At 44.4% G+C, this 26,715-nt stretch carries 31 protein-coding genes and 2 pseudogenes; 30 read left to right on the top strand and 3 right to left on the bottom strand.

Annotation, left to right across the window (positions count from 1 at the left end):
* Position 1: 1 nt before the first annotated feature.
* The 17 genes and pseudogenes from J2S23_RS00650 (at position 2) to J2S23_RS00565 (ending at position 12,739) form a co-directional block, all read left to right on the top strand.
* Positions 2–973: a sensor histidine kinase gene (locus J2S23_RS00650; protein WP_307120835.1), complete on the top strand. Its 972-nt coding sequence runs from the start codon at positions 2–4 to the stop codon at positions 971–973.
* 130 nt (positions 974–1,103) lie between these two features.
* Entirely contained in the window at positions 1,104–1,859 is a 756-nt protein-coding gene (locus tag J2S23_RS00645; protein ID WP_307120834.1) for an ABC transporter ATP-binding protein, read from the top strand.
* A gap of 1 nt (position 1,860) precedes the next feature.
* A complete protein-coding gene (locus tag J2S23_RS00640) occupies positions 1,861–3,876 on the top strand; it encodes an ABC transporter permease (protein ID WP_307120833.1) in 2,016 nt (671 codons plus the stop codon).
* Between the two features lie 308 nt (positions 3,877–4,184).
* Positions 4,185–4,697 carry a DUF2798 domain-containing protein gene (locus tag J2S23_RS00635; RefSeq protein WP_307120832.1) on the top strand — a complete coding sequence of 171 codons (513 nt, stop codon included), beginning with the start codon at positions 4,185–4,187 and terminating at the stop codon, positions 4,695–4,697.
* A gap of 310 nt (positions 4,698–5,007) precedes the next feature.
* Positions 5,008–5,178 carry a hypothetical protein gene (locus J2S23_RS00630; protein WP_307120831.1) on the top strand — a complete coding sequence of 57 codons (171 nt, stop codon included), beginning with the start codon at positions 5,008–5,010 and terminating at the stop codon, positions 5,176–5,178.
* Positions 5,168–5,404, top strand: coding sequence for a DUF2829 domain-containing protein (locus tag J2S23_RS00625; protein ID WP_307120830.1), 237 nt, complete (start codon positions 5,168–5,170; stop codon positions 5,402–5,404). Before J2S23_RS00630 ends, J2S23_RS00625 begins: the two co-directional genes overlap by 11 nt.
* Positions 5,397–6,095, top strand: coding sequence for a 3-oxoacyl-ACP reductase (locus J2S23_RS00620; RefSeq protein WP_307120829.1), 699 nt, complete (start codon positions 5,397–5,399; stop codon positions 6,093–6,095). Before J2S23_RS00625 ends, J2S23_RS00620 begins: the two co-directional genes overlap by 8 nt.
* A pseudogene (locus J2S23_RS11370) lies at positions 6,092–6,350 on the top strand (DUF3977 family protein). Before J2S23_RS00620 ends, J2S23_RS11370 begins: the two are co-directional and overlap by 4 nt.
* Entirely contained in the window at positions 6,347–6,790 is a 444-nt protein-coding gene (locus tag J2S23_RS00605; protein ID WP_307120827.1) for an ASCH domain-containing protein, read from the top strand. The pseudogene J2S23_RS11370 and the gene J2S23_RS00605 overlap by 4 nt, the downstream one beginning before the upstream one ends.
* 129 nt (positions 6,791–6,919) lie before the next feature.
* Positions 6,920–8,299, top strand: coding sequence for a bifunctional UDP-N-acetylglucosamine diphosphorylase/glucosamine-1-phosphate N-acetyltransferase GlmU (gene glmU, locus J2S23_RS00600; RefSeq protein ID WP_307120826.1), 1,380 nt, complete (start codon positions 6,920–6,922; stop codon positions 8,297–8,299).
* 242 nt (positions 8,300–8,541) lie between these two features.
* On the top strand, positions 8,542–8,994 hold the full coding sequence (locus tag J2S23_RS00595; RefSeq protein WP_307120825.1) for a LytTR family DNA-binding domain-containing protein: 453 nt from the start codon (positions 8,542–8,544) through the stop codon (positions 8,992–8,994).
* Complete coding sequence (locus J2S23_RS00590; protein WP_307120824.1) at positions 8,984–9,442, top strand: hypothetical protein; 459 nt, start codon at positions 8,984–8,986, stop codon at positions 9,440–9,442. The genes J2S23_RS00595 and J2S23_RS00590 overlap by 11 nt, the downstream gene beginning before the upstream one ends.
* Positions 9,435–10,268, top strand: a complete 834-nt coding sequence (locus J2S23_RS00585; RefSeq protein ID WP_307120823.1) for an ABC transporter ATP-binding protein — start codon at positions 9,435–9,437, stop codon at positions 10,266–10,268. Before J2S23_RS00590 ends, J2S23_RS00585 begins: the two co-directional genes overlap by 8 nt.
* Positions 10,265–11,053, top strand: coding sequence for a DUF2705 family protein (locus J2S23_RS00580; RefSeq protein ID WP_307120822.1), 789 nt, complete (start codon positions 10,265–10,267; stop codon positions 11,051–11,053). The genes J2S23_RS00585 and J2S23_RS00580 overlap by 4 nt, the downstream gene beginning before the upstream one ends.
* Before the next feature lie 127 nt (positions 11,054–11,180).
* Positions 11,181–11,759 (top strand): NUDIX hydrolase, encoded by a 579-nt coding sequence (locus J2S23_RS00575; protein WP_307120821.1) that lies wholly within the window; start codon positions 11,181–11,183, stop codon positions 11,757–11,759.
* A complete protein-coding gene (gene macP, locus J2S23_RS00570; protein ID WP_307120820.1) occupies positions 11,734–12,036 on the top strand; it encodes a cell wall synthase accessory phosphoprotein MacP in 303 nt (100 codons plus the stop codon). The genes J2S23_RS00575 and macP overlap by 26 nt, the downstream gene beginning before the upstream one ends.
* 10 nt (positions 12,037–12,046) lie before the next feature.
* Entirely contained in the window at positions 12,047–12,739 is a 693-nt protein-coding gene (locus tag J2S23_RS00565) for a 5'-methylthioadenosine/adenosylhomocysteine nucleosidase (RefSeq protein ID WP_307120819.1), read from the top strand.
* A gap of 40 nt (positions 12,740–12,779) precedes the next feature.
* On the opposite strand, the gene J2S23_RS00560 is transcribed toward J2S23_RS00565, so the two are convergent.
* Positions 12,780–13,424: an HAD family hydrolase gene (locus J2S23_RS00560; protein WP_307120818.1), complete on the bottom strand. Its 645-nt coding sequence runs from the start codon at positions 13,422–13,424 to the stop codon at positions 12,780–12,782.
* A 201-nt stretch (positions 13,425–13,625) separates the two neighbouring features.
* Here J2S23_RS00560 and J2S23_RS00555 point away from each other — a divergent pair, with 201 nt between their 5' ends.
* Positions 13,626–14,975, top strand: a complete 1,350-nt coding sequence (locus J2S23_RS00555) for a glucose-6-phosphate isomerase (protein ID WP_307120817.1) — start codon at positions 13,626–13,628, stop codon at positions 14,973–14,975.
* 48 nt (positions 14,976–15,023) lie between these two features.
* On the opposite strand, the gene J2S23_RS00550 is transcribed toward J2S23_RS00555, so the two are convergent.
* A complete protein-coding gene (locus J2S23_RS00550) occupies positions 15,024–15,809 on the bottom strand; it encodes a peptidylprolyl isomerase (protein ID WP_307120816.1) in 786 nt (261 codons plus the stop codon).
* A 149-nt stretch (positions 15,810–15,958) separates the two neighbouring features.
* Between J2S23_RS00550 and J2S23_RS00545 the strand changes: the two genes are divergently transcribed.
* From J2S23_RS00545 to gloA2, 3 genes and pseudogenes are all read left to right on the top strand, one after another.
* The gene (locus tag J2S23_RS00545; RefSeq protein WP_307120815.1) at positions 15,959–16,492 is read left to right on the top strand and encodes a hypothetical protein; all 534 of its coding nucleotides are present in this window, start codon (positions 15,959–15,961) and stop codon (positions 16,490–16,492) included.
* A gap of 22 nt (positions 16,493–16,514) precedes the next feature.
* A complete protein-coding gene (locus J2S23_RS00540; RefSeq protein WP_307120814.1) occupies positions 16,515–18,893 on the top strand; it encodes a DNA translocase FtsK in 2,379 nt (792 codons plus the stop codon).
* A 29-nt stretch (positions 18,894–18,922) separates the two neighbouring features.
* Positions 18,923–19,291, top strand: a pseudogene (gene gloA2, locus J2S23_RS00535) (SMU1112c/YaeR family gloxylase I-like metalloprotein); the annotation flags it as partial.
* A gap of 28 nt (positions 19,292–19,319) precedes the next feature.
* On the opposite strand, the gene J2S23_RS00530 reads toward gloA2, so the two are convergent.
* Entirely contained in the window at positions 19,320–19,676 is a 357-nt protein-coding gene (locus J2S23_RS00530) for a DUF3397 family protein (RefSeq protein ID WP_307120813.1), read from the bottom strand.
* Between the two features lie 148 nt (positions 19,677–19,824).
* On the opposite strand from J2S23_RS00530, the gene rplK reads away from it, so the two are divergent.
* The 9 genes from rplK to J2S23_RS00485 all read left to right on the top strand — a co-directional run bounded on the left by rplK (position 19,825) and on the right by J2S23_RS00485 (position 26,670).
* On the top strand, positions 19,825–20,250 hold the full coding sequence (gene rplK, locus J2S23_RS00525) for a 50S ribosomal protein L11 (RefSeq protein ID WP_307120812.1): 426 nt from the start codon (positions 19,825–19,827) through the stop codon (positions 20,248–20,250).
* 89 nt (positions 20,251–20,339) lie between these two features.
* Positions 20,340–21,029, top strand: a complete 690-nt coding sequence (rplA, locus tag J2S23_RS00520) for a 50S ribosomal protein L1 (RefSeq protein ID WP_307120811.1) — start codon at positions 20,340–20,342, stop codon at positions 21,027–21,029.
* A gap of 79 nt (positions 21,030–21,108) precedes the next feature.
* Positions 21,109–22,485 carry an MATE family efflux transporter gene (locus J2S23_RS00515; RefSeq protein ID WP_307120810.1) on the top strand — a complete coding sequence of 459 codons (1,377 nt, stop codon included), beginning with the start codon at positions 21,109–21,111 and terminating at the stop codon, positions 22,483–22,485.
* Positions 22,486–22,576: 91 nt separating this feature from the next.
* Positions 22,577–23,302: a UMP kinase gene (pyrH, locus tag J2S23_RS00510; protein WP_307120809.1), complete on the top strand. Its 726-nt coding sequence runs from the start codon at positions 22,577–22,579 to the stop codon at positions 23,300–23,302.
* 18 nt (positions 23,303–23,320) lie between these two features.
* Complete coding sequence (frr, locus tag J2S23_RS00505; RefSeq protein WP_307120808.1) at positions 23,321–23,878, top strand: ribosome recycling factor; 558 nt, start codon at positions 23,321–23,323, stop codon at positions 23,876–23,878.
* A gap of 68 nt (positions 23,879–23,946) precedes the next feature.
* Entirely contained in the window at positions 23,947–24,804 is an 858-nt protein-coding gene (cvfB, locus tag J2S23_RS00500) for an RNA-binding virulence regulatory protein CvfB (protein ID WP_307120807.1), read from the top strand.
* Between the two features lie 109 nt (positions 24,805–24,913).
* A complete protein-coding gene (gene msrA, locus J2S23_RS00495) occupies positions 24,914–25,423 on the top strand; it encodes a peptide-methionine (S)-S-oxide reductase MsrA (protein WP_307120806.1) in 510 nt (169 codons plus the stop codon).
* Positions 25,423–25,638 (top strand): YozE family protein, encoded by a 216-nt coding sequence (locus J2S23_RS00490; protein ID WP_307120805.1) that lies wholly within the window; start codon positions 25,423–25,425, stop codon positions 25,636–25,638. The genes msrA and J2S23_RS00490 overlap by 1 nt, the downstream gene beginning before the upstream one ends.
* 66 nt (positions 25,639–25,704) lie before the next feature.
* On the top strand, positions 25,705–26,670 hold the full coding sequence (locus tag J2S23_RS00485; RefSeq protein ID WP_307120804.1) for a PhoH family protein: 966 nt from the start codon (positions 25,705–25,707) through the stop codon (positions 26,668–26,670).
* Positions 26,671–26,715 lie beyond the last annotated feature (45 nt).

The raw sequence follows: 26,715 nt of genomic DNA, 5'->3' as shown, positions 1-26,715 counted from the left end.
GATGAAGCAATTTTTAACACAGTGGCTGCGGTCTAGACTGGCTTGGTTGGTGTTACTGGGCTTGGTCTTAGGCCTACTTCTTGGGTTTGCACTGGTTTTTGAGAACCTTCAGCCGGTCTTGTTCTATCAGGTATCATTGCTAACTGTTTTTATCTTAATCTGTGGTCTTTGGGACTTGGTCCGTGAATGGCGCAAGTACCAGCAAGGCTTGCAGGAACGAGCGGTGGCAAAAAGTGGGCTCAGCCCTCTTGAGATGGTTTTACAAGACCAGATCGCCAGGCAAAAAGAACAGATCAAGGCTCAGCAGGTCATAGCCAGAAGCAAGCAAGAAGAGACTCTTGATTATTTTACCCTATGGGCTCATCAGATTAAAACGCCTTTGACAGCCAGTCAATTGCTCCTAAAGGAATTACCTGATAGCCAGACCAAAAAAGACTTGTCGCAGGAGCTTTTTCGGGTCGGTCAGTACGCCGATATGGCCATGACCTATCTGCGCTTGGAAAGTTTCCACGAGGATTTGGTCTTGACGGAGGTGGATCTCTATGACTTGGTCAGAGAAGTGGTCAAGAAGTACGCCCTCTTTTTTATCCAACAATCTATCCAGCTGGACTTGCAGCCCTTTGATAAGACAGTGACGACAGACTCAAAGTGGTTAGCCGTGGTCTTGGAACAAATCCTATCAAACGCTGTCAAGTACACCAGAACAGGCACCATTTCTATTTATTTGGAAGATGACAGGTTAATCGTGGCTGATACAGGTATGGGGATTCAACAAAGTGATTTGAATAGAGTTTTTGAGCGTGGATTTTCAGGCTTTAATGGCCGTGTGAGCCAGCAGTCTTCTGGGCTAGGGCTCTATCTGTCTAAGACTATTATGGAAAAGTTGGGACACCAGATTGCATTGACCTCTCAGGTGGGTGAGGGGACGCAAGTGATTTTGCAGTTTCCAAAAGCGACCCTGGCCCAGGATTAACAACCTTACAAACCTGTAAGGTTAACCCCCTCAAATGAAAGGTAAATCTAAGGTAGCAGGCTTTTGATTGCGGTAAACTAGAGACAAATCAGGGAATGTTCCCTAAAATCAAACGAAAAGAGGTTACCTTATGCCACTCTTAGATGTGCAACATATCCAAAAAATCTACAAAACCCGTTTTTCCAGCAATCAGGTGGAAGCCTTAAAAGACATTCATTTCACGGTTGACAAGGGCGAATACGTCGCTATCATGGGGGAATCGGGCTCAGGGAAATCGACCCTGCTCAATATCCTAGCCATGTTGGACACACCAACAGCTGGACAGGTCTTGCTCAACGGCACGGACACCCAGTCGATTAAGGCCAAAGATGCTTCGGCCTTTCGTCGGGAAAAGTTGGGATTTGTGTTCCAGGACTTTAACTTGCTAGACACCCTTTCTGTCAAGGACAACGTGGTCCTGCCCTTGGTTTTATCCCGCCGACCAGTCGGTGAGATGAACAAACGCATGTTAGAAGTCCTCAACCAACTGGGGATTGCTAGTCTTAAGGACAAAATGCCTTATGAGCTGTCTGGTGGACAGAAACAGCGGGTAGCGGTGGCGCGTGCTATCATCAGCAAGCCTGAAATCCTTCTTGCCGATGAACCGACAGGAGCCTTGGATTCCAAGTCCTCAGCAACCCTCTTAGATGTTTTTGAAACCATCAACCAGACAGGTCAGACCATCCTTATGGTAACCCACTCGACCAGTGCAGCCAGCCGAGCTAACCGTGTCCTCTTTATCAAGGACGGTAGACTTTATAATCAAATTTTCCGTGGAGATAAGACGGAACGTCAAATGTTCCAGCAGATTTCAGATACCTTAACCGTTATGGCAGGAGGTGAGTAAGATGTTTGGACTGATTCGTCAACTAGCTGTTAGTAACCTTGTCAAAAACCGGTCGCTTTACTATCCTTTTGCCTTAGCGACTAGTTTAACCGTAGCTATCTTTTATATTTTCGTGTCTCTAGCAATGAATCCAAATTTGAAAGGAATCTATGGAGGCAATACCATTGTTGGGGTCATGGGCCTAGGCCTGTTTATTGTCGGTCTGGCTTCTGTGGCCATCATTACCTATGCCAATAGCTTTGTCATGAAAAATCGAACCAAAGAGCTGGGTCTCTATGAGATTCTTGGGTTAAACAAGGGTCACCTCGTTCAGATGGCAGGTCTGGAACTCTTTATATTTGCTATCATGAGTATTAGTCTTGGTTTGGTCTTAGGCCTGCTTTTAGACCAGCTGATTTATGCTATTCTTCTCAAACTCATGGATTGGGAAGTAGTCTTGGCTTCAACCTTCCAGTGGACGAGCGTGTTTTTGACGGTTGCTGTATTTGCAGGGATTTTCACCCTGACCTTTGTCCTCAATACGGTTAAACTGCTTCGTCTCAATGCCTTAGAGCTCAACCGTGAGAGCAAAAAAGGGGAGAAGAAGGGGCGTTTTCTGGGACTTCAAACCCTGTTTGGCTTGAGTTTGCTTGGTGCAGGTTATTACCTTGCCAACACGGTGAAAGACCCTGTTGCTGCCATAACCATCTTTTTTGGTGCAGTCCTCCTTGTCATGGCTGCAACCTACCTCCTCTTTAATGCGGGGGTTACCGTCTTCCTTCGTTTTTTGAAAAAGCGCGAGGGCTATTACTACCAACCTAAGAACTTTATTTCAACCTCTAACCTCATCTTCCGTATGAAGAAGAACGCCATGGGGCTTGCAACCATTGCTATTTTATCCACCATGGTTTTGGTGACCTTAGCTGGTGGTTCCAGCATCTATATGGGAACAAATGCTTTTATCGGAAAAAGTAATCCTCACGATTTTGCCTTAACAATGGCAAAGCAACCTTCAGATCCAACCCCTCTGGAGGCGTTAGAAAAGACAGCAACTGATTTTGGGCAACAAAAAGGAGTCCAAGTGACTAAGCAAGTTGCCTATCGATATGCATCAGGATCGATTGCTTCGATGGCGGGGAATACAGTAGAGCTCTATAACCTTGAGACGCCTGCCTTACCAGTAGGAGCAGTGTTCCTTGTTGAGACATCAGATTATGAAGCGATGACAGGAGATTCAGTAAGTCTTGCTAGTGATGAAGTGATGATTTTTTCACCAGGGCAAGAGTTGGATGCGAATCAGCCCCTTATATTAGACGGAAAAGCCTTTACAATAGCCACAACACCTGCCAAGGATTTTGTCAAAGGCAATATTGCAGATAATCTAGGTGGTGTATTCACCAAAAACCTTTATCTGGTTGTTTCTAATCTGACGCAAACCTTGGAACAGTTACCGAGCTTTGATCCAAACAGTAATCAATTAACCAGCCTTGGCGAATACTATTATGTTGGCATGGATAGCAGCCTTGATGTGGATGCTCAGTTGGCCTTAGAAGCTCCCTTGAATGACCTTATCGCTGAGCGGTTTAAAGATAATGAAAGTTTTGTTTCAGCTTCTTCAAGAGCGAGAAACCAAAAAGAAATCACCTCTCTCTTTGGCTCCCTCTTCTTTATTGGCATTCTCTTGACTATTATCTTCATGCTGGGAACCGTGCTGGTCATCTACTACAAGCAGGTGTCTGAAGGGTATGAAGACCGAGAAAACTTTGTAATTCTGCAAAAGGTTGGACTTGATGAAAGCCAGACCAGACAGACCATTCGCAAACAAGTTTTGGTGGTCTTTCTCTTGCCACTCATCTGTTCCTTTGTTCACCTTGCTGCAGCATTCAAAATGTTGGACAAGATTTTGCACCTCTTTGTGCCGATGTTGACGAGTCAAATCCTCCAAGTGACCCTAGGGGTATGCGGAGCCTTTCTCCTTGTCTATCTAGCTGTCTTTGCCATCACCTCACGTAGTTACCGCAAGATTGTTAGTCGTTAACAGACCAACTCTCCTCCAAATAAGAATTTGGAGGATTTTGTGTTCCTTTTCCTGTGGAAAAGCGAGCTTATTGAGAGATTTGAAAGATAGTTAACGTTTCCTAATCTAAAAATTTTAACAGTTTTAAAGAATGATTTTGTAAAACGTTTACTTTCTTTTTTTTCGAAAATTCGCTTACGAGGGTTTCTATTTTATGGTAGAATGACTCTTGTTGATTGCTTACAAGTCCTTGACAAGTTGTCATTGGCCCTGTTTTTAGGTCTAAAGTGTAAGTGTGACACAATTTTAACGAAAATGGAGAATTAATAATGCCTAGAAATTTTAAAGAAGCCATGATTTTTACATGTTTAATGTGTGGCATGATGGTTTTTGGTATGAGTATTTGGAATTTGGTGGTTTCCAATCATTTTTCATGGGGAAATGTCCTATCTGGTTACATACCTGGTTTTATCGTCGCTTTTGCTCTAGACACTATCCTAGTAGGCCCCTTGGCAAAAAAAGTTGCTTTTGCAAGTCTATCTAAGATCGAACATCATGACAAACGCTGGGTAAAAATTGTTGCTATCTCAGGTTGTATGGTTCTAGGAATGGTGACGTGCATGTCTCTTTATGGCCTCATTTTTAATATTGGACTTGCAGGGTTTTCATGGCCAATCTATGGTCAGATCTGGTTAACCAACTTTATCGTGGCACTTCCTTTAAATTTCTTGATCGTTGGCCCACTGGCTCGCTTTATTCTTGGCAATCTTCAGAAGCCATTGCCAGGTGAGGATATTGTCGAAGATTTTGATAATGATGAGGAGTTGCCGACAATCATATAAACTCAGAGAGTGGGACTAAGTCATGATTTCGAAGAAATTGACTTCCCCTGCCTTTTGCAGTTTTTAGGATCAGGCTGAGAAGGTCTATCCCAGACCTTCTCACTCACAACCTCTGCGCCAATTACTACTATTAAAAAGAGAAATTTGAGAGACTTTTGCCCCAAGCTCGTCTCTTTAACATCTTAATCGCAGTCTCTTAGATTGGTTATAAGGTCATATTTCCCTGAGAAGCTTGGGGATTTTTTGCTGGCTATCCGTCCCTTACCTTTTTCCTTAAATTTTGGTACAATAAGAAAAAAGGAGTTTTACCATGTCTAATCACTTAACAGTTGGTCTTGTTTTTCTGATGTTTGCTGGTGTTTTGGTCTTTGTGGTGAAACCATGGTTTCTAGGGCTACCGTTTTTTATGAGTGGCTTATACTTTGTGACTAAAGCTCTGACAGACAAAAAAGATAAGGAAAACGAAAACCATGACATTTGAAGAAATTTTACCAGGACTTAAAGCCAAGAAAAAATATGTGCGCACTGGTTGGGGAGGGGCTGAAAACTACGTCCAGCTCTTTGACACGATTGAGGTCAATGGCACCAAACTTGAGGCGACGCCCTACTTCCTCATCAATGTAACCGGTGAAGGCGAAGGCTTCTCCATGTGGAGTCCGACACCTTGTGATGTGCTGGCGACAGATTGGGTGGAAGTCCATGACTAAACGGGTGCTAGTCACAGGCGCTTCATCCGGCATTGGTCTTGCTCAGGCAAGGCTTTTTTTGGAAAAAGGCTACGCGGTTTACGGGATAGATCTGGCTGAAAAACCAGCTCTCTCCGGTTCATTTGAGTTTCTGCAGTTGGATCTGACAGGAGATTTGTCAGCTGTGTTTGACTGGTTGCCAAGGGTTGATATTCTCTGCAATACGGCAGGAATCTTAGACGATTACCTGCCGCTCTTAGACATGCCAGAAGACCGGTTTGAGCAGGTCTTTCAGACTAATTTTTTGGCCACAGTCAAGCTGACCCGCCACTACTTGGCTGACATGGTGTCTCGACAATCAGGCATCATCATCAATATGTGCTCGATCGCTTCTTTTCTAGCAGGCGGTGGCGGAGCGGCCTACACAGCTTCAAAGCACGCCTTAGCAGGCTTTACCCGCCAGCTGGCGCTGGACTATGCGTCGTCTGGCATTCAGGTCTTTGGTATCGCACCAGGAGCTGTAGAGACCAATATGACCAAGGCTGATTTTGAGCCTGGTGGCCTAGCTGACTGGGTGGCTTCAGAGACCCCCATTAAACGCTGGACGCAGCCAGAAGAAATTGCTGAATTAACCCTCTTTTTGGCATCAGGAAAAGCCAGTTCCATGCAGGGCGAAATTGTCAAGATTGATGGTGGTTGGAGTTTGAAATGAAAAGGAATATTGAAATTGGATTTGGGAATCGCTACTTTGTTCGGACGGAGTTTGAAAGACCAGATGGGACAGAGTATGAGGTCAAAGGCTTCAGGTTAGATTCAGTTCCAATCCGTCTATTTACGCGTTTGGTTAGGTCAGACAGTTTATGTCCTAGATAGCAAATCGGGTTTGAAACGAGAACTCAAAGACCGCAAAGCTTACAAGATAATTGTCGGACTGGTGTCCGACTGGCAAGGAGAAATAGAATCATGACAGGACAAGACATGTGGGTGGCATATTGCCAGCTCCACCCAGAAATTACACAGGAGATGGACGCCTGGGCCTTTGGAGCTTTGCCAGATGAGTTGGCAGGCCTGGTCCTAGCAGGGACAAAGACAGCCACTGCCTCATCATACGATGAACACTTGCACTATGGGGAGCCTGTTGGTGAAGTTGGAAATCTTAGTGTCGTCTTAGATGGTCAGGATAATGCCGTTTGTATCATCGAAACCACTAACATTTCCATCGTCCCTTTTAACCAAGTGTCTGCTGACCACGCCTTTAAAGAAGGGGAAGGCGACCGAAGCTTGGCTTACTGGCGTCAGGTCCATGAGGAGCTATTTACAGAATGGCTAGCAGAAGCAGGCCTGGTCTTTACAGAAGATTCCAAGATTGTCTTGGAAGAATTTCGAGTGGTTTATCCGACATCATAAGATTTAAGCTGGCCCTGCCAGCTTTTTTTGATCCCGTCTCTGAGGCGACAAAATCCCTTTAAAATGGTATAATAGGGCGATTTACAATGAAAATTATTGTGATAAAAAAGTGATAAAAGGTAAGAAATAATGACAAACTATGCAATTATTTTGGCGGCGGGTAAAGGGACCCGCATGAAGTCTGACCTCCCAAAGGTTCTTCATAAGGTAGCAGGCATCTCCATGTTGGAGCATGTCTACCGTGCGGTCCAGGCCATTTCACCTGAAAAAATCGTGACCATCGTTGGGCATAAGGGAGAATTGGTCCAGCAAGTCCTTGAGGGGAAGACGCTTTTTGCCGAGCAAGCCGAGCAGTTAGGAACAGGCCACGCGGTTATGATGGCGGAGCCGGAACTTTTAGATGCGAAAGGCCAAACCCTTGTCATTGCAGGGGATACACCGTTGATTACTGGTGAGAGCCTTCAAGAGTTGATTGACTACCACGTTAGCCATAAAAATGTGGCTACGATTCTGACCGCACAAGCTGATAATCCTTTTGGCTATGGCCGGATTATCCGTAACGATAAGGAAGAAGTGGTTAAGATTGTTGAGCAAAAAGATGCCAACCAATACGAGCAAAAAATTACAGAAATTAATACAGGGACTTATCTCTTTGATAACCAAGCCCTCTTTGCGGCCCTTAAAAACATTAATACGGACAACGCGCAAGGTGAATACTACCTGACAGACGTCATCTCTATTTTCCGTCAAGATGGCGGCAAGGTCGGTGCCTACAAACTCCGTGATTTCAATGAAAGCTTAGGAGTCAATGACCGGTTGGCCTTAGCGACCGCTGAAAAAGTGATGCGTCAGCGTATCAATGGGCAACACATGGTGAATGGCGTGACCTTTATCGATCCCGCTGCGACCTATATCGACATTGATGTGGAAATTGAAGCAGATGTGGCCATTGAAGCCAATGTGACCTTAAAAGGCCACACCAAGATTGGTTCAGGATCGCTCTTGACCAATAACACCTACATCGTCGATGGTGTTGTTGGCAAAAATACGGTTATCACAGCCTCTGTGATTGAAGAAGCAGAAGTTGCAGATGGCGTTACCATGGGCCCTTATGCTCATATTCGCCCAGGTAGCTTAATCAAACGTGATGCCCACATCGGGAACTTTGTGGAAATCAAGGGCTCAACGATCGGTGAGAACACTAAGGCTGGTCATTTGACCTATATCGGTAACTCGCAGGTCGGCAGCAACGTTAACTTCGGTGCCGGCACCATTACCGTTAATTACGATGGGCAAAACAAATTCCCAACAGAGATTGATGACAATGCCTTTGTAGGGTCTAACTCGACCATTGTTGCCCCTGTTCGCATCGGGAAAAATGCCTTGGTCGCAGCAGGCTCTACAATCACAGCAGATGTTCCAGATGATGCCGTAGCCCTTGGACGTGGCCGTCAGGTCAACAAAGAAGATTACGCCAAAGGGAAACCGCATCATCCAGATAGCCAATAGAACTGGATTGGGCAAGGGCTTCATTCCTAGTCTCGTGGCACGAATCACTTGCTCTGGTGTTTTTCAGATGGTCTACTAAACGCTACGCTAGTTTGATTTTATTTCATACCTATTAATTGGCTGGGCTATCCCGGCCTTTTTTATATGGAAAAATGCAGTTTATCGCTGCTTTGTGTATCTTATCTAAGAAGAGATTTTTAGGGAATCATTTTTTGCTATAATAGTCTAAAAGGAGGCTAGGTGTGAAGTTAAGACTGGAAAAGATTGTTGATGGGGAGGAAGAAGTACTCATCCGCTACCATCAGATGAATGTCACCGTCCAAGCTATAAGCGACTTGCTTAGTCAGGGACAGGATAGATTGGCGGTCAGTGATGAAGAGGGCAAGCGCTACCTAGATGTTGAAGCCGTTTTGTATTTTGAATCGATTGATGGCAAAAGCTTCGCTTATACACAAGATGCCGTTTATCAGGTCAATCAGACCCTCAAGGACTTGGTCTATGCTTATGGTAAAAAAGGCTTTTTTCGATCAGCCAAGGCTATGGTTATCAATATCTACCGCATTGCCAGCTTTAAAAGTCAAGCCTTCGGTCGCCTTCAAGCCACTTTAGACAATGGCGAAGAGGTGTTGATTTCACGTAAGTATGCGGCCGCATTGCGACAGATTTTGGAGGAAGGAGCAGGCAATGAAGACTAAGTGGAAACATGTTTTAAGTCAAGAAATCGGCATTAAGTACAAGGCAGGTATTTACAGCATTTGCCATCTCTTTTATATCGCTATCTTTTTGATTAATCAGCAGAAATATGAGATTAACCTAATCCAATTAGCCCAAATCGTCCTTCTGGCTTGGACGATTAACCACATTGAAGTCTACATTTTTGCCAATTTTGATGAAGCAGCCGATCAGTTGACAGGGAAATGGTGGCTATCAGCGCTCACCTGCTCTGTCTTGTACATGATAGCAGCTAACTGGCTCAATTGGTTTCAAGGCAGTCTTTCTGTTTTAGTCGGTTTTGGAACCTATCAGTTATTTTGCTACTGGGGCGTTTATATCAACAATAAAATAAAACGTCATATTGACAGTAAACAACTCAACCAGCTGTTGAAGACTTATAAACAAGGAAAGGAGAAGAAGGATGTCTGAAACGATTATTGCGATTAGCCAGCTCAAGAAATATTACGGCAAACATATGGCGATAGAGGATGTTTCCCTTACGGTTAACAAAGGCGAGATTTTTGGTTTTTTAGGGTCCAATGGTTCTGGTAAATCCACTACTATTCGCTGTCTCTTAGGTCTAATCAAGGCGACTTCGGGTCAGTTTAACCTGTTTAATGATCGCTATGAGTCCTTGACAGAATGCTTGAACCAGATCGGTTATATGCCATCTGAAGCCATGTTTTACCCTCAGATGAAGGTTAAGGATGTCATTGCATTTGCCGCCAAATCCCACCGCAAGGATTGCAGCCAAGAGGCAAAACGGCTCTGTCGCATTTTAGAAGTGCCTGTAGATAAGAAGATTCAAGACCTGTCTCTGGGAAATCGCAAGAAAGTGTCCATCGTCTGTGCGCTCCAACACAAGCCTCAGCTGCTCATCTTGGATGAGCCGACCTCAGGTCTTGACCCCCTGATGCAGGAACGTTTTTTCAGTCTGGTCAAGGAGGCTTGCGCAGCCGGCAGCACCTGTTTCTTGTCGTCTCACAATCTGTCAGAGGTTAAAAATAATTACGACCGTCTGGCAATCATCAAGGAAGGGCGGATCCTTACGATCGACACCGTAGAAAGCCTGACCCGCAGTCAAAACAAACGAGTGACCTTATGGAAAGGCGGTCAGCAAGAGAGTTTCTCCTATAATGGGACTAGTGCTGAATTGTTGGAGCGATTAGTCACGGAAGCACCTGATGATTTTCTGGTGGAAGAACCAACGCTAGAAGAGCTTTTTATGCATTATTACGAGGAGGGAGCAAAATGATTTTAGTGACGCATGAACTGAAACAAACCTTTAAAAGCTTAATGATTTGGTCGCTCTCTGTGGGCTTCATTTGCTGGGGTTGTATCATTCTATATAAGAGTGTTGAGGGCAGTCTATCCAATGTAGCGGACATGTACGCCAATATGGGCGAGATGACCAAGGCTCTGGGGCTTGATAAGGTGAGCTTAGCGACGCTGGATGGCTACTTTGCAACGGAGATCGCGCTCATGTTTGGGCTTGGTGCAGGCCTGTTTGCCAGTATGCTTGGTGCAGGTAGCCTTTCCAAGGAAGAAGAAGGCCACACTAGTGAGTTTCTCTATACCTTGCCCCACAGCCGCACTCGGATTATTTTTGGGAAATACCTCAGTTTGCTCATCGCCTTGCTATGCTTTAATCTGATTTGTGTTGGTTTTGAGCTTCTAGCGATTTGGCAAATGAAAATGGATTTTTCCTATGACCACTTTGTCGGCTATCACCTGCTCGCTTTTTTGATGCAGGTCGAGTTGATGACAATCGGTTTCCTCATTTCCAGCCTCAGCCACCGCAAACAGATGGGAGCTGCCCTAGGCTTGACCCTGCTACTCTATGCTATGGATTTGATGGTGCGTATTGTCCCTGACTTGGATAAGCTCAAATACCTGACGCCCTATTATTATGCCAACGGAGCAGATGTTTTCAGCAAGACGGACTTGGACTGGTCTTTGGTTGGCACTGCTATTTTAGTGATCTTACTGTCACTCGCAGCTGCCTTTGCCATTATGCGCCGCCGTGATATTCAAGCTTAATCGTAAAAAATCTCGCTAGGGCGGGATTTTTTCTGTGGGAAAGTGAGAGAGTGGGTGAAGAATGGCTTTTTTGCTGCTTTTGTAGTAGAATCAATGGTAGATGTAGTTAGAGGAGCAAAAGTGTCTCATGAATTTTGAAGAAAAAACGCTGTCTCGTCAAGAGATTTTTAAGGGCCATATCTTTACCGTGGCTGTTGATGAGGTCGAATTGCCAAATGGTCTCGGACAGGCTCAGCGCGAATTAGTGTTCCACAAGGGAGCCGTAGCGACCCTCGCCATTACCCCTGATGGCAAGCTGCTCTTGGTCAAGCAATACCGCAAGGCCATCGAGCGGGTGAGCTTAGAGATTCCAGCAGGGAAGCTTGAGGTTGGTGAAGCGGGCAGTGAAGAAGCAGCGGCTTTGCGGGAGCTTGAGGAAGAAACAGGTTATACCACAGACAAGCTGGAGCTTTTATATGATTTTTACTCCGCTATCGGTTTTTGTAACGAACGGATTCGGCTTTACCTGGCGGAGAACTTGATTAAGGTCGAGAACCCGCGGGAGCAGGATGCGGATGAGACCATTGAGCTCATTGAAATGACTTTGGAAGAAGCTAAAACAGCTATTCAGTCTGGGGACATTTGTGATGCCAAGACCATCATGGGCATCCAATATTATGAATTAATGAGAGGTGATCGCCATGGGCAAGCCTTTACTAACAGATGAAATGATTGAACAAGCAAGGCGAGAGCAGGGTTATGAAGGTTGGTCAGATGATCAAGCGACCAAGGAAATACACTTTGACCGGAGAGATTTGAATCGTTTTCAGTCAGGGTCTTCTAATCTTGATGAAACGAGACCGATTCAAGTCGAACCAAGTATTAAAAAAAGCCGGCGTCTTGAAAACGAAAAGCGCAGTGGTTTTCAAAGCAAACTCAATCAAATTCTGTTTGTTTTGATCCTCTTGGCCATCGCTCTTGTCTTTGCCATTTTGTATTTATAGGAGAAAACCATTGAAAATTGGAATTATTGCGGCCATGGAAGAAGAACTCAAGGCCTTACTTGAGGTACTGCAAGATGGGCAAAAGCAACTGCACTTAGGCAAGGTTTACCATGCCGGCCATATTGGCCGCCACGAAGTGGTGCTCGTAGAGAGCGGTGTTGGTAAGGTCATGTCTGCCATGAGTGTGGCGATTCTGGCAGACTATTACCAGGTCGATGCCGTTATTAATACCGGGTCAGCCGGTGCTGTGGCTAAAGGCCTGCAAGTCAGTGATGTGGTAGTGGCTGATCGTTTGGCCTATCACGATGTGGACCTGACTGCCTTTGGTTACGCTTATGGCCAAATGTCTGCTCAGCCCCTGTATTTTGAGTCCAGCCCTTACTTTATGGCTGAAATGAAAAAAGTTCTGTCATCCTTTGGGATGAATACAGCTGTTGGCTTAATCACGACTAGTGACAGCTTTATCGCAGGACAAGATAAAATCGACCAGATCAAACAGCACTTTCCAGAAGTGCTGGCCGTTGAGATGGAAGGCGCGGCCGTTGCCCAGGCTGCTCACAGTGTTGGGAAGCCCTTCCTTGTCATTCGTGCCATGAGTGATACGGCAAGCCACGATGCTAATATCAGTTTCGATCAATTTGTCATCGAGGCTGGCAAACGCTCAGCTCAAGTGCTTATTCGCTTTTTAGAAACCTTAATATAAAAAGAATCCCTGATTGCACTGAAATCAGGGATTTAAAGGTCTATTTCATCAATGATAAATCAAGCTTGCTGTAGTCAGACACGACGAGGTCACAGGCGGTTAAATCTTGGGCAGGATAGTCAGGGTTAGCAAATCCAATGCAGGTCATACCGGCAGCCTTGGCCGCGAGGCTGCCATTTTTAGTGTCTTCAAATACTAAGCAATCTTTGGGATCGGTTTGAAGGAGGGAGGCCGCTCGTAAGAAGACATCAGGTTCTGGCTTGGAATGCGCCACTTCCTCTCCGCTAACTAAAAACTGAAAGTAGGGCGTTAATCCAAGTGCTTGAAGGTTGCGCTCGATTTCATGCTTAGGGGACGAGGAAGCCACTGCAAGCGGGTAACCAAGATCATAGAGAGACTTGATGAGTTGCTGGGCACCTTTGATAGCGCGAACACCATTAGAGGCCATCATGGCTTCGCGACGTGCATTCATTTCGCTAATGAGATCTTCAACGCTCTCGCTCAACTGGCATTCTTCCTTCATCACTTGCCACATGTATTGGAAGGTTGTTCCCATGAATTGGTATTGGTAGGTTTCGTCGGTCTCAATCCCCTTGTCTTGTAACAATTGTGTCTTGGTTGTTAAGAAAATATATTCTGAATCTACAATGACACCGTCCATGTCAAAAATAATAGCTTTTACCATGTGCACTCCTTCTGTCTTTCCTTTATAAACCATTGTAAAGGATTTCAAAGAGTAATTCAAGCCTGTAATCAAGAGGATTTAGGAAAATGAGTGAAAAGGAAATGAAAGGATTGCGAAAAATGTAACAAATTAGAGTAATTGATTGAAAAAAATGCCATAAAGCGGTATGATATAAAGCGAATAACCCGTATGGAGGAAAAAATGACACATATTACATTTAATTACAGTAACATTCTTGACAAGTTTATCGGTGCCCACGAAGTGGACTACATGCAATCACAAGTCACTGCTGCTGATAAATTGCTTCGTGAAGGAACTGGATCAGGTAGTGATTACCTTGGCTGGTTAGACCTTCCTGAAAACTATGACAAAGAAGAGTTTGCTCGTATCTTGACAGCGGCTGAAAAGATCAAATCAGACAGCGATGTCCTTGTTGTGATTGGCATCGGTGGTTCTTACCTTGGGGCGCGTGCGGTGATTGATTTCCTTAACCACCACTTTGCCAACTTGCAAACCAAAGAAGAGCGTAAAGCACCGCAAATCCTTTATGCAGGGAATTCTATCTCATCTACTTATTTGGCTGACCTTGTCGAATACGTGCAAGACAAAGATTTTTCTGTTAACGTGATTTCAAAATCAGGGACAACGACAGAGCCTGCGATTGCTTTCCGCGTTTTCAAAGAACTTTTGGTTAAGAAATATGGGCAAGAAGAAGCTAACAAGCGTATCTATGCAACGACTGACCGTGAAAAAGGAGCGGTTAAGGTAGAAGCTGACGCCAATAACTGGGAAACCTTTGTCGTGCCAGATGATGTTGGTGGTCGCTTCTCAGTCTTGACAGCTGTTGGTCTTTTGCCGATTGCCGTGTCAGGAGCTGATATTCAAGCCCTTATGGATGGGGCTAATGCGGCCCGTCAAGCCTACAACTCAGACAAGATTGCTGAAAACGAAGCTTACCAATATGCGGCTGTCCGTAACATCCTTTACCGTAAAGGCTACGTGACTGAAATCTTGGTTAACTACGAGCCATCGCTGCAATACTTTAGCGAGTGGTGGAAGCAGTTGGCTGGTGAGTCTGAAGGGAAAGACCAAAAAGGGATTTACCCATCATCCGCAAACTTCTCAACAGACTTGCACTCTCTTGGTCAATTCATCCAAGAAGGAAACCGCAATATCTTTGAGACGGTTGTTCGTGTGGACAAGCCTCGTAAGAATGTTATTATCCCTGAATTTGCAGAAGACCTTGATGGTCTTGGCTACATCCAAGGTAAGGATGTTGACTTTGTAAACAAAAAGGCAACAGACGGTGTGCTTCTAGCCCACACAGATGGTGATGTTCCAAACTTGCACTTGACCTTGCCAGAGCAAGATGAGTTCTCACTCGGCTATGCCATTTACTTCTTTGAATTGGCGATTGCCATTTCTGGCTATCTCAATGCCATCAACCCATTTGACCAACCAGGTGTTGAAGCCTACAAGAAAAATATGTTTGCCCTTCTTGGCAAACCAGGCTTTGAAGACTTGTCTGCTGAACTCAATGCCCGTTTGTAACAGCTATAAAAAATTCGCTCATCCCTAGGATAGCGAATTTTTTACTGTTTAAAAGGCGTAATCTTTAACGATTTCAATGCTGTTGATGGTGATATCGGTCATCGGTTTGTCACTGTCGTCCGTATCAGTTGCAGCGATACTATCCACAACATCCATTCCTGAAATGACTTGACCAAAGACGGTGTATCCGCCATCTAAGGAAGGATTGCCACCGTTTTTGTAAGCCTCAATGATTGGCGCTGGGAATCCTTCTGGGTCTAGTCGAGAGCTGAAATCTTGGGTATTTTGATTGATGAAGAACTGGCTACCATTGGTATCTGCCCCAGCATTGGCCATGGCAAGGGCTCCACGGATATTGTAGAGGTAGGCAGAGATTTCATTGGCAAATCCTCGGCCACTATCGATGCTGTCATCCTTGCCAGCCCAGATAGATTCTCCTCCAGTACCGTTACCTAGTGGGTCTCCCCCTTGGATCATAAAGTCCTGAATCACTCGGTGGAAAATAACCCCATCATAATAACCGGCCTTTGCATGCGTTAAGAAGTTTTCAACTGCTAACGGCGCATACTCAGGAAACAGTTTAATCGAAATATCTCCCGAGCTTGTATGGAGAATGACTTGGGCCTCATTATCAGCGACTGTTTCAGATAATTGTGGGAAAGCGGACGAATCTGCTTTCAAAGCTTCTGCATACTGGGCGGATAAGGCGTTTGTATCAGAAGAGGAACTGCTTTGGGAGGTTGAGGAAGATGTTGACGTTTCTTGGTCAGAGGACTTACTGCAGGCCCCTAAAAATAAGGTTGTTGCTAAGACAAAGGGGATAAATTTTTTCATAAAGATTCCTTTCGATTCTCAGTAATGCCCTTATTCTACCATAATCTAAGATCGAAACCAAGCGCCGAAAGCATTCCATATCATTGATTTGTAGAGCCGTGGATTTCTGTGGTATAATAGAGGGTAACTGTTTTAGAAAAGATACGAAAATGGCTGATAAACAAACGACTTATTATGATGACTACCCTATAAAGCCCTATATCTCTCCAGAAAGAGATTTAGCCGAAGAAACTCTTGGATTTAAGCCTGTTCCAAGACGAAACATGGAACCGTTAGAGGATGGTCTTTTAGCAGGCGATATCATCCTGCTTTGGCGCATTGCCTTTGGGACCTTTACGACAGATAGTGTGATGCCAAAATACCTCGAATATACCTATGGGATTGATGGGCAGACGCATTTGAAAAAACTGGAGACAGAGGGTTATATCCTAAAAGAAACGGCCGTGGATTCGTTGGACCATATCACAGCAACTGTCAAAAAGACAATTTTAAAGGATTCTGGTGTTTCAGGGCTTTCAAAATATAGATCAGCTGAACTAGATGACCTCATCAAAACACATCTTACCGAAGTTGCGTTAGCAAGCTATTTTGATATCCGAGGCTATGGTTTAACGGGTAAAGGCCAAAAGGCCCTGGCTAATCATCAAGCGGTCGTTGACCGTCATCCCAAGAAAAAATTTTAGGTAGAAAGAGTAACAATCCTCAATGGTACAACAAAAGAAAAAATCAACAAAAGGAAAGACAACGAGACGGCCAACTAAGGCAGAACAAGCTCGGCAGGCAGCTGTAAATCGAATGGTCATTAGCTTTGTTTTGACCCTCATTCTGTTATTTGCCGCCTTGCGCCTAGGAGCAATGGGAGTCACCTTGTATAACCTCATGCGTATGGTGGCGGGAAGCCTGGCTTACCTTGCGATTGGAGCAATTGTTTTCTACCTCTTTGGCTTTAAATGGCTGCGCAGAAACCGTCACATTTTTTGGGGCTTCCTGCTCTTTTTTGTAGGTCTAGCACTTGGGTTCCAGGCCTATTTTGCGACGCAAAATCCTAATGGCGATGCCTTGACGACCCTTTGGGCTCACCTATCTCAGGACCTGCGTCAATTTAAGGTTAGTTATTTTGCAGGCGGTGGCCTTCTAGGAGGGGTGTTGCATAAATTCTTGGCGACACTCTTTGCCAATGTTGGCGCCTATGTGTTTGCGGTTCTGATGACTCTTGGCGGTCTTTTGGCTATGAGCCCTTGGAGTCTTTATGATGTCAGCCAATTCCTTTTGGGGAAATGGCAGAGCTATAGACAGTGGTCGGCAGAAAAAGCCGTCATTCGGGAAGAGAAAGCTGAGGCTAGAAAGGCTGAGGCTGCGCAGCTTCTAGAAGATTCTGAGCCATCTGAAGAGGAGTTGGCCCAAAGTGACTCAGACTTATCACGGCAAATTGACTTGGAGACAGGAGAGATTCTTCCTCCTGGATTTGAAAAGGCAGTATCACCTAAACCTCAGCCAGAGATTAGCCTCAATCAGCCAGTTTATGATGATTATGAGGAATGGGGGGCACCAGCAGGTTTTGACCAAGAGACCGATCAAGAGCTGATTAGTGATGTGACGGATCCTGAAGCCTTTGAAGATGATGGTGAGGAAGTCTTGGTGGATTTCACGCCTAAAGCACAACTTCAGTATAAACTCCCAACCATCGATCTTCTTCCACCTGTAAAACCCAAAAACCAGCTTGGCGAGAAGAAAATTGTTCGCGATAATATCCGTAAACTGGAAGAAGCCTTTGAAAGTTTTGGCATCAAGGCAACGGTGGAACGCGCTGAAATTGGCCCGTCTGTTACTAAGTACGAGGTTAAGCCGGCTACAGGTGTCCGGGTGAACCGCATTGCCAACTTATCGGATGATCTGGCTCTGGCACTTGCCGCCAAGGACGTCCGGATCGAGGCGCCAATTCCAGGAAAGTCGCTCATCGGGATTGAGGTGCCCAACTCTGAAATTGCAACCGTCAGCTTCAGGGAACTTTGGGAACAAGCCCAGACCGATCCTGATAATCTCTTAGAAATTCCACTAGGAAAAGCTGTCAATGGCAGTGTCAAATCCTTCAACTTGGCTCGCATGCCTCATCTCTTGGTCGCAGGTTCAACTGGCTCAGGGAAATCCGTTGCGGTTAATGGCATCATTGCTAGTATCCTGATGAAGGCCCGGCCTGATCAGGTCAAGTTCATGATGGTAGACCCCAAGATGGTCGAACTCTCTGTCTATAACGATATTCCACATCTCTTGATTCCTGTTGTGACCAATCCACGTAAGGCCAGCAGAGCCTTGCAAAAGGTAGTTGACGAGATGGAAAACCGATACGAGCTCTTTAGCCGTTTTGGTGTTCGTAACATCGCAGGGTATAATGCCAAGGTTGAGGAGTGGAACCGCCAATCTCAAGAAAAGCATATTCCCTTGCCTCTGATTGTGGTGATTGTCGATGAGTTAGCGGACTTAATGATGGTGGCCAGCAAAGAAGTGGAAGATTCCATTATTCGCATTGGGCAGAAGGCACGTGCGGCAGGGATTCACATGATCCTTGCGACTCAGCGACCTTCTGTGAATGTTATCAGCGGATTGATTAAGGCCAACGTGCCTAGTCGTATTGCCTTTGCCGTATCGAGCGGTACCGATTCACGGACAATCTTAGATGAAAATGGTGCTGAGAAGCTCCTAGGGCGTGGGGACATGCTCTTCAAGCCCATCGATGAAAATCACCCGAGTCGTTTGCAAGGATCCTTTATTTCGGACCAAGAAGTTGAAGATATCGTGACCTTTATTAAGAATCAAGCCGAAGCCGATTACGACGATGCCTTTGATCCTGGAGAAGTATCGGATAACGACAGCGATTCTGGTGCAGGTGGTGGAGAAGGTGATCCGCTCTTTGAGGAAGCCAAGGCCTTAGTGTTGGAAACACAAAAAGCTAGCGCCTCCATGATTCAGCGTCGTCTTTCAGTTGGGTTTAACCGAGCTACCCGACTGATGGAAGAGTTAGAAGCAGCTGGTGTTATCGGTCCTGCAGAAGGTACGAAGCCCCGCAAGGTTTTACAACAAGAATAGTAAAGGAAAACTATGGACTTTAGTCAGCCCATCATGTTGCCATTATTAGTAGAGACTACACAAAAACTAAACAGTTCTATGTCGATCTGCTTGGCTTTGAAGTCATCTCAGAACACCCTCGTCCAGACAAGGGCGACACGATTATCAATGTTGCCCAGGGCAATCTGGTCCTAGAACTCTTTATCAAACCAGATGCCCCAGCAAGGCCAGCCCTGCCCTATCCTGAGCATTCGGGACTGAGGCACCTAGCTTTTAAAGTTAATTCTGTAACAGATTATTTGGAACAGTTTGACCAGTTAGGTATTCCTCATCAGGGGCGTCGGTATGATGACTTTGATGGCAAGGCCATGGCTTTCTTCTTTGATCCGGATGGCCTTCCCCTTGAAATTCACGAATAAGAAAAGGCGTTCCAAATCTGGACGCCTTTTAAGCTACAAAAATTAGAATATAAATCACAAGAGCTAAATAAAAGATGAGGGTTAACAGAAAACTCAACCGCCAAAAGATTTTGAAGGCCCGCTTTATAGGAACAGTTCTTTTTTTGATAAAGTAGTAGATGATAATGCCAAGCAACAATAGGGCTAGGAGCAGGACGTAGAGGGCTAAAAGACTATGATAAAAGGTGCGGGCACTGACGATGTAAAGAGCAATCGCATAAAGCGGTAACGCAACATCAGGCACACCTATGTTAAAATGGCGCAAACGAAAGAGCCCTGTAACCGCCATGGCCAAGGGAAGCCCAAGAAATAAAAATAAGACAGATACGATTTTGAGGAATAACATATCTCTATTTTAAATCAAAAAAGTAGGTTTGTAAACTTGAAATCTCAAAAAAAATAGTGTAGAATAGAAAGGTATGTGAGATTTACATGCTTGTGGGAGGTAAAAATCTTTAATTACCGCCAAAACCACAATAGGAGGATTTTATATCATGGCTAAAAAAGTCGAAAAACTTGTAAAACTTCAAATTCCTGCCGGTAAAGCTACTCCAGCTCCACCAGTTGGTCCAGCCTTGGGTCAAGCAGGGATTAACATCATGGGCTTCACAAAAGAGTTCAACGCTCGTACAGCTGACCAAGCTGGTATGATCATTCCAGTTGTTATCTCTGTATATGAAGACAAATCGTTCACTTTCATCACTAAAACTCCACCAGCTGCTGTTCTTTTGAAAAAAGCTGCAGGTGTTGAAAAAGGATCAGGTACACCTAACAAGACTAAGGTTGCTTCAGTGACACGTGCGCAAGTACAAGAAATTGCTGAAACTAAAATGCCAGACTTGAACGCTGCTGATCTTGAGTCAGCGATGCGTATGATCGAAGGTACTGCTCGCTCTATGGGATTCACTGTTACTGACTAATAGTACCCTAGACCCGCTCACTTCATCATTACACTGAGTGATGTGGGAGATGAAAATCGATATGACCACTTTACAAGGAGAACTAAAAAATGGCTAAAAAAAGCAAACAAATGCGTGCTGCACTTGAAAAAATCGACAGCACAAAAGCATACAGCGTTGAAGAAGCTGTAGCACTTGCAAAAGAAACTAACTTTGCAAAATTCGATGCAACTGTAGAAGTTGCATACAACTTGAACATCGACGTTCGTAAAGCTGACCAACAAATCCGTGGTGCAATGGTATTGCCAAACGGTACTGGTAAAACTCAACGTGTTTTAGTATTTGCTCGTGGTGCTAAAGCTGAAGAAGCTAAAGCAGCTGGTGCAGACTACGTTGGTGAAGACGACTTGGCTCAAAAGATCCAAGGTGGTTGGTTAGACTTTGACGTGGTAATCGCAACTCCAGACATGATGGCACTTGTTGGTCGTCTTGGTCGCGTCTTGGGTCCACGTAACTTGATGCCAAACCCTAAAACTGGTACAGTAACAATGGATGTTGCTAAAGCAGTTGAAGAGTCTAAAGGTGGTAAAATCACTTACCGTGCTGACAAGGCAGGTATCGTGCAAGCTATCATCGGTAAAGTTTCATTTGATGCAGACAAATTGGTTGAAAACTTCAAAGCCTTCAACGATGTTATCGTTAAAGCTAAACCAGCTACTGCAAAAGGAACTTACATCACTAGCTTGAACATCACAACTACTCAAGGTGTAGGTATCAAAGTTGATACAAACTCATTCTAAGAGTAAGGTTTTATATATGACAAAACGGATGCCTGACTTGGCTCCGTTTTCTCTTTGAAAAATAATAGAGGAGGAATGTATGGAGAAAGAGACTCATCCCTTTGGGCAAAAACCCATCCCAGAACTGTTACGGTCTTTGGCTATTCCAGCCGTTGTTGCTAATATTGTCAATGCCCTGTATAATATCGTCGACCAAATTTTTATTGGGCAAGGTGTTGGGTATTTAGGTAATGCTGCTACCAATGTTGCCTTTCCTTTAACAACAATCTGTCTAGCTATCGGTTTAATGCTAGGGATTGGGGCTGCCTCAAAGTTTAATTTAGAACTTGGTAGGAAAAATCCTGACCTAGCCAAGAAGGCTGTTGGGTCGACGGCTTCAACATTACTCATACTAGGTATCGTAATGTGCCTAACCATGCGGCTCTTTCTTGAACCGATGCTTATCAGTTTTGGTGCAACTGACTCTATTTTAGAATATGCTAAGATTTATACTGGCATTACGAGTCTTGGGATACCGTTTCTCTTATTTTCATTGGGAACAAATCCCCTCGTTAGAGCTGATGGTGCCGCTAAGTATTCGATGGCGGCCATTATCGCGGGAGCCTTATTAAATACAATTCTGGATCCCATTTTTATTTTCATCTTTGGATGGGGAATTGCTGGCGCAGCTTGGGCGACTGTTATGAGCCAAATGATATCAGCATCGATTTTGATGATGTACTTTAGACGCTTTAAATCTGTTACATTTGAGCGAAGTGATTTTCGTCCGAATTGGTCGATGTTTATCACGGTTTGCTCACTAGGCATGGCCTCTTTTATCAATCAATCATCTAATGTCTTAGTTCAAATTGTGACTAATAATGCGTTGAAAACTTATGGTGAGTTATCTCAGTATGGTGCAGATATTCCCATTGCCGTGGCCGGAATTGTTGCCAAAGTTAATGTGATTTTAATAGCAATTGTCATCGGAATTGTCCAAGGCTCCCAACCTATCTTGAGTTATAACTATGGTGCTAAAAATTTTGATCGTGTTCGTGAGACCATCCAAGTTGCTTTAAAAGCAGTTAGTATTGTTTCCCTAGTGTGTTGGATAGGTTTTGAGCTCTTTCCTAAGAACATTTTAAGTATTTTTGGATCAGGTTCAGATCTTTATTTTGAATTCGGGATTCGTTACATGCGTATTTTCTTTCTCGTTTCGGCTATTAACGGGATTCAAATCTTTTCGGCAACCTTTTTCCCAGCTATTGGAAAAGCCAAGATAGGAGCTTTTATTTCCATTTTCAAACAAGTCGGATTAGTTGTTCCCTTACTTTTACTTCTACCGTTACTCTATGGTGTAGAAGGTCTAGTTATTGCTATTCCGATTGCTGACGTGATAGCCTTCATGTTGGCAGGCTATCTCTTGCTAAAGGAATATCAAAAAATGGGCAAATGGTTAGCTGGTCATCAGCATTAATTTTCCTACTAAGGCTCAAAAAATTAATCCCAGCACTACAAAAAGTAGGCCAAATATGGTAGAATAAGAGGGATAAAAAAAGGAGTGTAAGATGGTTCGACCTAAATATAGACGTGTATTGATAAAACTTTCTGGAGAAGCTTTGGCTGGAGAAAAGGGAGTTGGTATTGATATTCCAACTGTTCAAAAAATTGCCCGTGAAATTGAAGAAGTCCATGATACAGGAGTTGAAATTGCCCTTGTTATCGGAGGTGGCAACCTCTGGCGCGGGGAACCTGCAGCAGAAGTCGGGATGGATCGGGTTCAAGCTGATTACACAGGTATGTTGGGAACTGTTATGAACGCCCTTGTGATGGCTGATAGCCTAAAACAAGTTGGCGTGGACACTCGGGTACAAACAGCCATTGCTATGCATCAGGTGGCTGAGCCTTATGTTCGCGGACGTGCGTTACGACATTTGGAAAAACGTCGAATCGTTATCTTTGCAGCAGGTACAGGATCGCCTTACTTCTCAACAGATACTACGGCTGCCCTCCGTGCGGCTGAAATCGATGCTGATGCCATCTTGATGGCTAAAAATGGTGTTGATGGTGTCTACAATGCGGATCCTAAGAAAGATCCAGAAGCTGTGAAATTCTCTGAATTGACTCACGTCGAAGTGATTCATAAAGGACTGAAAATCATGGATTCTACAGCAGCTACTCTGTCTATGGATAACGATATTGATCTGGTCGTCTTTAACATGAATGAAGCTGGAAATATTAAAAAGGTTGTCCTTGGTGAACACATCGGAACAACTGTTTCAAACAAAAAATAAGAGAAAGTTGGAAATCTTATGGCAAACCCTATTGTTGAAAAAGCGCAAGAGCGCATGACTCAGTCGCACCAAAGTCTGGCGCGTGAATTTGGTCATATTCGTGCTGGTCGTGCCAATGCCAGCCTTTTAGACCGTATTTCAGTAGAATACTATGGCGTGGACACGCCTCTTAACCAGATTGCGTCTATCACTATACCAGAAGCGCGTGTCCTCTTGGTCTCTCCATTTGATAAGGGATCTATCAAAGACATCGAGCGTGCGATTAACGTATCTGACCTTGGCATTACACCGTCTTCAGATGGTTCTGTGATTCGCTTGGTTATTCCTGCGTTGACTGAAGAAACACGTAAAGACTTGGCCAAAGAAGTGAAAAAAGTTGGCGAAAATGCAAAAATTGCCATCCGTAACATCCGCCGTGATGCGATGGACGACGCTAAGAAGCAAGAAAAAGCCAAAGAAATTACTGAAGACGAGTTAAAGGGTCTTGAAAAAGACATTCAAAAAGTAACAGATGATGCCATCAAACATATTGATGACATGACCGCAAACAAAGAAAAAGAACTCTTAGAAGTTTAACAGAATTAGGGTGAGAGAAAACCTCATAGCTAGGTATCTTTCGCCCTTTTTTGAAGAAAGGATGACCAATGAATACATTATTGGCAAATTTTACGACAGGTCTCATCACCTCTGAAAATGAACACTTTTATTTTGTGCAAAAAGACGGAATGACCTTGGCCTTAGATAAGTCAGAAGGCGAGCATCAAATCGGTGACATGATCAAGGGCTTTGTCTATACTGACAGCAAGCATAAGCTGCGTTTGACAACCAAAGACGTCTCAGCGGATCTTGACCATTACGGTTGGGGAACAGTGACCGGAGTCCGTAAGGACCTTGGCGTTTTTGTAGATACTGGACTTCCCGATAAGGAAATTGTCGTTTCTCTCGATATTTTACCTGAAATGAAAGAATTGTGGCCTAAGCAAGGTGATCAGCTTTACATTAAGCTAGAAGTGGACAGCAAGGACCGTATCTGGGGAATTCCAGCTCAGCCTGACGTTTTCCAAGCCTTGGCTGGGCCAGCCTATGACAACATGCAAAACCAGACCCTCAAGGCTATTGTCTACCGCCTCAAATTATCAGGGACTTTTGTTTATCTGCCAGATAACAATATGCTTGGTTTTATCCATCCGTCTGAGCGCTTCAGCGAGCCCCGCCTAGGGCAAGTACTGGAGGCTCGTGTGGTCGGTTTTAGAACAGTTGACCGGACCCTTAACCTCTCTCTGAAACCCCGTTCTTTTGAGATGTTAGATAATGATGCTCAAATGATTTTAACCTATCTGGAAAGTAATGGTGGCTTTATGACCTTAAATGACAAGTCTAGCCCAGAGGACATTAAGGCTGTTTTTGGCATTTCGAAAGGCCAGTTCAAAAAAGCTCTTGGAGGTCTTATGAAGGCTGGAAAGATTAAGCAAGATCCTCTAGGGACTGAGTTAACATCATAGTCTTTGAACTCTTTGATCGATAAGATGAAAGAGTTTTTAACTGGCTTTAAGACATTTTTATAAAATTTTGCTATAATGCTAAAAATACGTGAAGACAAGGAGATTAGTTATGGAAAGAGCAATATTTGCAGGTGGCTGTTTTTGGTGTATGGTGCAACCCTTTGAAGAGATGGATGGGGTAGAATCGGTCCTTTCTGGCTATACTGCCGGTTATGTGGAAAACCCAACGTATGAGGAGGTTTGTGCTGGGCACACAGGCCATACTGAGGCTGTTGAGATTATCTTTGACCCAGCCAAGATTAGCTATGCGGAGCTTGTGGAACTCTACTGGGCTCAGACAGATCCAACTGATGCCTTTGGCCAATTTGAAGACCGCGGGGACAACTACCGTCCTGTGATTTTCTACGAAACAGACGAGCAACGTCAGATTGCAGAAGCTTCAAAAGCAGCCTTGCAAGCCTCTGGACGTTTTGCAGGACCGATTGTCACGACCATTGAGCCAGCTCAACCCTTTTATCCTGCTGAGGAATACCATCAGGCGTTTTACAAGAAAAGTCCTGAGCGCTATGCGCTCTCTAGCCAACGTCGTCATGACTTCTTAGAAAGGAACTGGAACTAGTGCGTAAATCCTTTTACAGCTGGCTGATGACCCAGCGCAATCCCAAGTCAAATACTCCGGTAGCGATTCTAGCAGACTTGGTATTTGAAGACACAACCTTCCCAAAACATACCGATGACTTTGAGATCATCAGCCGTTACTTAGAAGATGCGGCGACTTTCTCCTTTAATCTGAGTGAATTTGATCAGATTTGGGATGACTACATAGCTCATTGAGATACAGCTTGGAATATTTTTGCTATAATAGAAGAAGTAAAACAAGTTTTTTGAAAAGGACATAATTTGAAAGAACATTCTATCGATATTCAACTCAAACACCCTGATGATGCTTTGCATCTATTTGGTAGCAACGAACGTCATCTGAGGCTCATGGAAGATGAACTTGAGGTGGTGATTCATGCTGGCACAGAAGTCGTGCAAGTGATTGGGGAAGAGGCGAATTGTGAGCAGGCCAAATTGGTCATTCAAGCGCTGTTGGTATTGGTTAATCGCGGTATGCTTGTCAATACGACCGATGTTGTCACTGCTATCAACATGGTCCGTAATGGTGAGATTGACAAGTTCATTGCCCTCTATGAAGAAGAAATCATCAAGGACAATTCAGGGAAACCGATTCGTGTCAAAACACTGGGACAAAAGATTTATGTGGACAGTGTCAAGCATCACGATATTGTTTTTGGGATTGGCCCAGCCGGAACCGGTAAGACTTTCTTAGCGGTGACGCTAGCTGTAACGGCTCTAAAAAAAGGTCAGGTCAAACGCATTATTTTGACTCGGCCAGCCGTTGAAGCTGGAGAAAGCTTAGGCTTCTTGCCTGGTGACCTCAAGGAAAAGGTTGATCCTTATCTGCGCCCTGTTTATGATGCGCTTTACCAAATTTTAGGAAAAGACCAAACGACCCGTCTGATGGAGCGTGAAATTATTGAAATTGCACCGCTTGCCTACATGCGTGGACGGACCTTAGATGATGCTTTTGTCATTTTGGATGAAGCTCAGAATACGACCATCATGCAGATGAAGATGTTCCTAACGCGTTTAGGTTTTCATTCTAAAATGATTGTCAATGGGGATATCAGCCAGATTGACTTGCCAGGAAAGGTAAAGTCGGGTCTGATAGATGCCCAGGAAAAGTTACAGAATATCAAACAGATTGATTTTGTTCATTTTTCCGCTAAAGACGTGGTCCGTCATCCAGTCGTTGCAGAAATCATCAATGCCTATGAAAAGGAAAGACGCGATATAGACTAACGCTTATCTAGGACTCATTTGTTACTCAAAGAATGCCGAATAGTT

Source organism: Streptococcus moroccensis, assembly GCF_030812835.1.
GTDB classification, from domain to species: domain Bacteria; phylum Bacillota; class Bacilli; order Lactobacillales; family Streptococcaceae; genus Streptococcus; species Streptococcus moroccensis.
Note: the sequence above shows the minus strand (reverse complement) of the source record. Positions and strands in the feature narration are given on the sequence as shown.

Excerpts from the sequence above, each read along its gene's own strand:
- msrA (WP_307120806.1), top strand. The coding sequence starts at position 24,914 with ATGGAAAGAGCAATATTTGCAGGTGGCTGTTTTTGGTGTATGGTGCAA.
- J2S23_RS00575 (WP_307120821.1), top strand. The coding sequence starts at position 11,181 with ATGAATTTTGAAGAAAAAACGCTGTCTCGTCAAGAGATTTTTAAGGGC.
- rplA (WP_307120811.1), top strand. The coding sequence starts at position 20,340 with ATGGCTAAAAAAAGCAAACAAATGCGTGCTGCACTTGAAAAAATCGAC.
- J2S23_RS00625 (WP_307120830.1), top strand. The coding sequence starts at position 5,168 with ATGACATTTGAAGAAATTTTACCAGGACTTAAAGCCAAGAAAAAATAT.
- cvfB (WP_307120807.1), top strand. The coding sequence starts at position 23,947 with ATGAATACATTATTGGCAAATTTTACGACAGGTCTCATCACCTCTGAA.
- J2S23_RS00580 (WP_307120822.1), top strand. The coding sequence starts at position 10,265 with ATGATTTTAGTGACGCATGAACTGAAACAAACCTTTAAAAGCTTAATG.
- J2S23_RS00590 (WP_307120824.1), top strand. The coding sequence starts at position 8,984 with ATGAAGACTAAGTGGAAACATGTTTTAAGTCAAGAAATCGGCATTAAG.
- J2S23_RS00545 (WP_307120815.1), top strand. The coding sequence starts at position 15,959 with ATGGCTGATAAACAAACGACTTATTATGATGACTACCCTATAAAGCCC.
- J2S23_RS00555 (WP_307120817.1), top strand. The coding sequence starts at position 13,626 with ATGACACATATTACATTTAATTACAGTAACATTCTTGACAAGTTTATC.
- J2S23_RS00550 (WP_307120816.1), bottom strand. The coding sequence starts at position 15,809 with ATGAAAAAATTTATCCCCTTTGTCTTAGCAACAACCTTATTTTTAGGG.
- J2S23_RS00620 (WP_307120829.1), top strand. The coding sequence starts at position 5,397 with ATGACTAAACGGGTGCTAGTCACAGGCGCTTCATCCGGCATTGGTCTT.
- J2S23_RS00640 (WP_307120833.1), top strand. The coding sequence starts at position 1,861 with ATGTTTGGACTGATTCGTCAACTAGCTGTTAGTAACCTTGTCAAAAAC.
- J2S23_RS00540 (WP_307120814.1), top strand. The coding sequence starts at position 16,515 with ATGGTACAACAAAAGAAAAAATCAACAAAAGGAAAGACAACGAGACGG.
- J2S23_RS00530 (WP_307120813.1), bottom strand. The coding sequence starts at position 19,676 with ATGTTATTCCTCAAAATCGTATCTGTCTTATTTTTATTTCTTGGGCTT.
- J2S23_RS00605 (WP_307120827.1), top strand. The coding sequence starts at position 6,347 with ATGACAGGACAAGACATGTGGGTGGCATATTGCCAGCTCCACCCAGAA.
- J2S23_RS00585 (WP_307120823.1), top strand. The coding sequence starts at position 9,435 with ATGTCTGAAACGATTATTGCGATTAGCCAGCTCAAGAAATATTACGGC.
- J2S23_RS00515 (WP_307120810.1), top strand. The coding sequence starts at position 21,109 with ATGGAGAAAGAGACTCATCCCTTTGGGCAAAAACCCATCCCAGAACTG.
- J2S23_RS00630 (WP_307120831.1), top strand. The coding sequence starts at position 5,008 with ATGTCTAATCACTTAACAGTTGGTCTTGTTTTTCTGATGTTTGCTGGT.
- pyrH (WP_307120809.1), top strand. The coding sequence starts at position 22,577 with ATGGTTCGACCTAAATATAGACGTGTATTGATAAAACTTTCTGGAGAA.
- glmU (WP_307120826.1), top strand. The coding sequence starts at position 6,920 with ATGACAAACTATGCAATTATTTTGGCGGCGGGTAAAGGGACCCGCATG.
- J2S23_RS00645 (WP_307120834.1), top strand. The coding sequence starts at position 1,104 with ATGCCACTCTTAGATGTGCAACATATCCAAAAAATCTACAAAACCCGT.
- J2S23_RS00635 (WP_307120832.1), top strand. The coding sequence starts at position 4,185 with ATGCCTAGAAATTTTAAAGAAGCCATGATTTTTACATGTTTAATGTGT.
- frr (WP_307120808.1), top strand. The coding sequence starts at position 23,321 with ATGGCAAACCCTATTGTTGAAAAAGCGCAAGAGCGCATGACTCAGTCG.
- J2S23_RS00560 (WP_307120818.1), bottom strand. The coding sequence starts at position 13,424 with ATGGTAAAAGCTATTATTTTTGACATGGACGGTGTCATTGTAGATTCA.
- macP (WP_307120820.1), top strand. The coding sequence starts at position 11,734 with ATGGGCAAGCCTTTACTAACAGATGAAATGATTGAACAAGCAAGGCGA.
- rplK (WP_307120812.1), top strand. The coding sequence starts at position 19,825 with ATGGCTAAAAAAGTCGAAAAACTTGTAAAACTTCAAATTCCTGCCGGT.
- J2S23_RS00650 (WP_307120835.1), top strand. The coding sequence starts at position 2 with ATGAAGCAATTTTTAACACAGTGGCTGCGGTCTAGACTGGCTTGGTTG.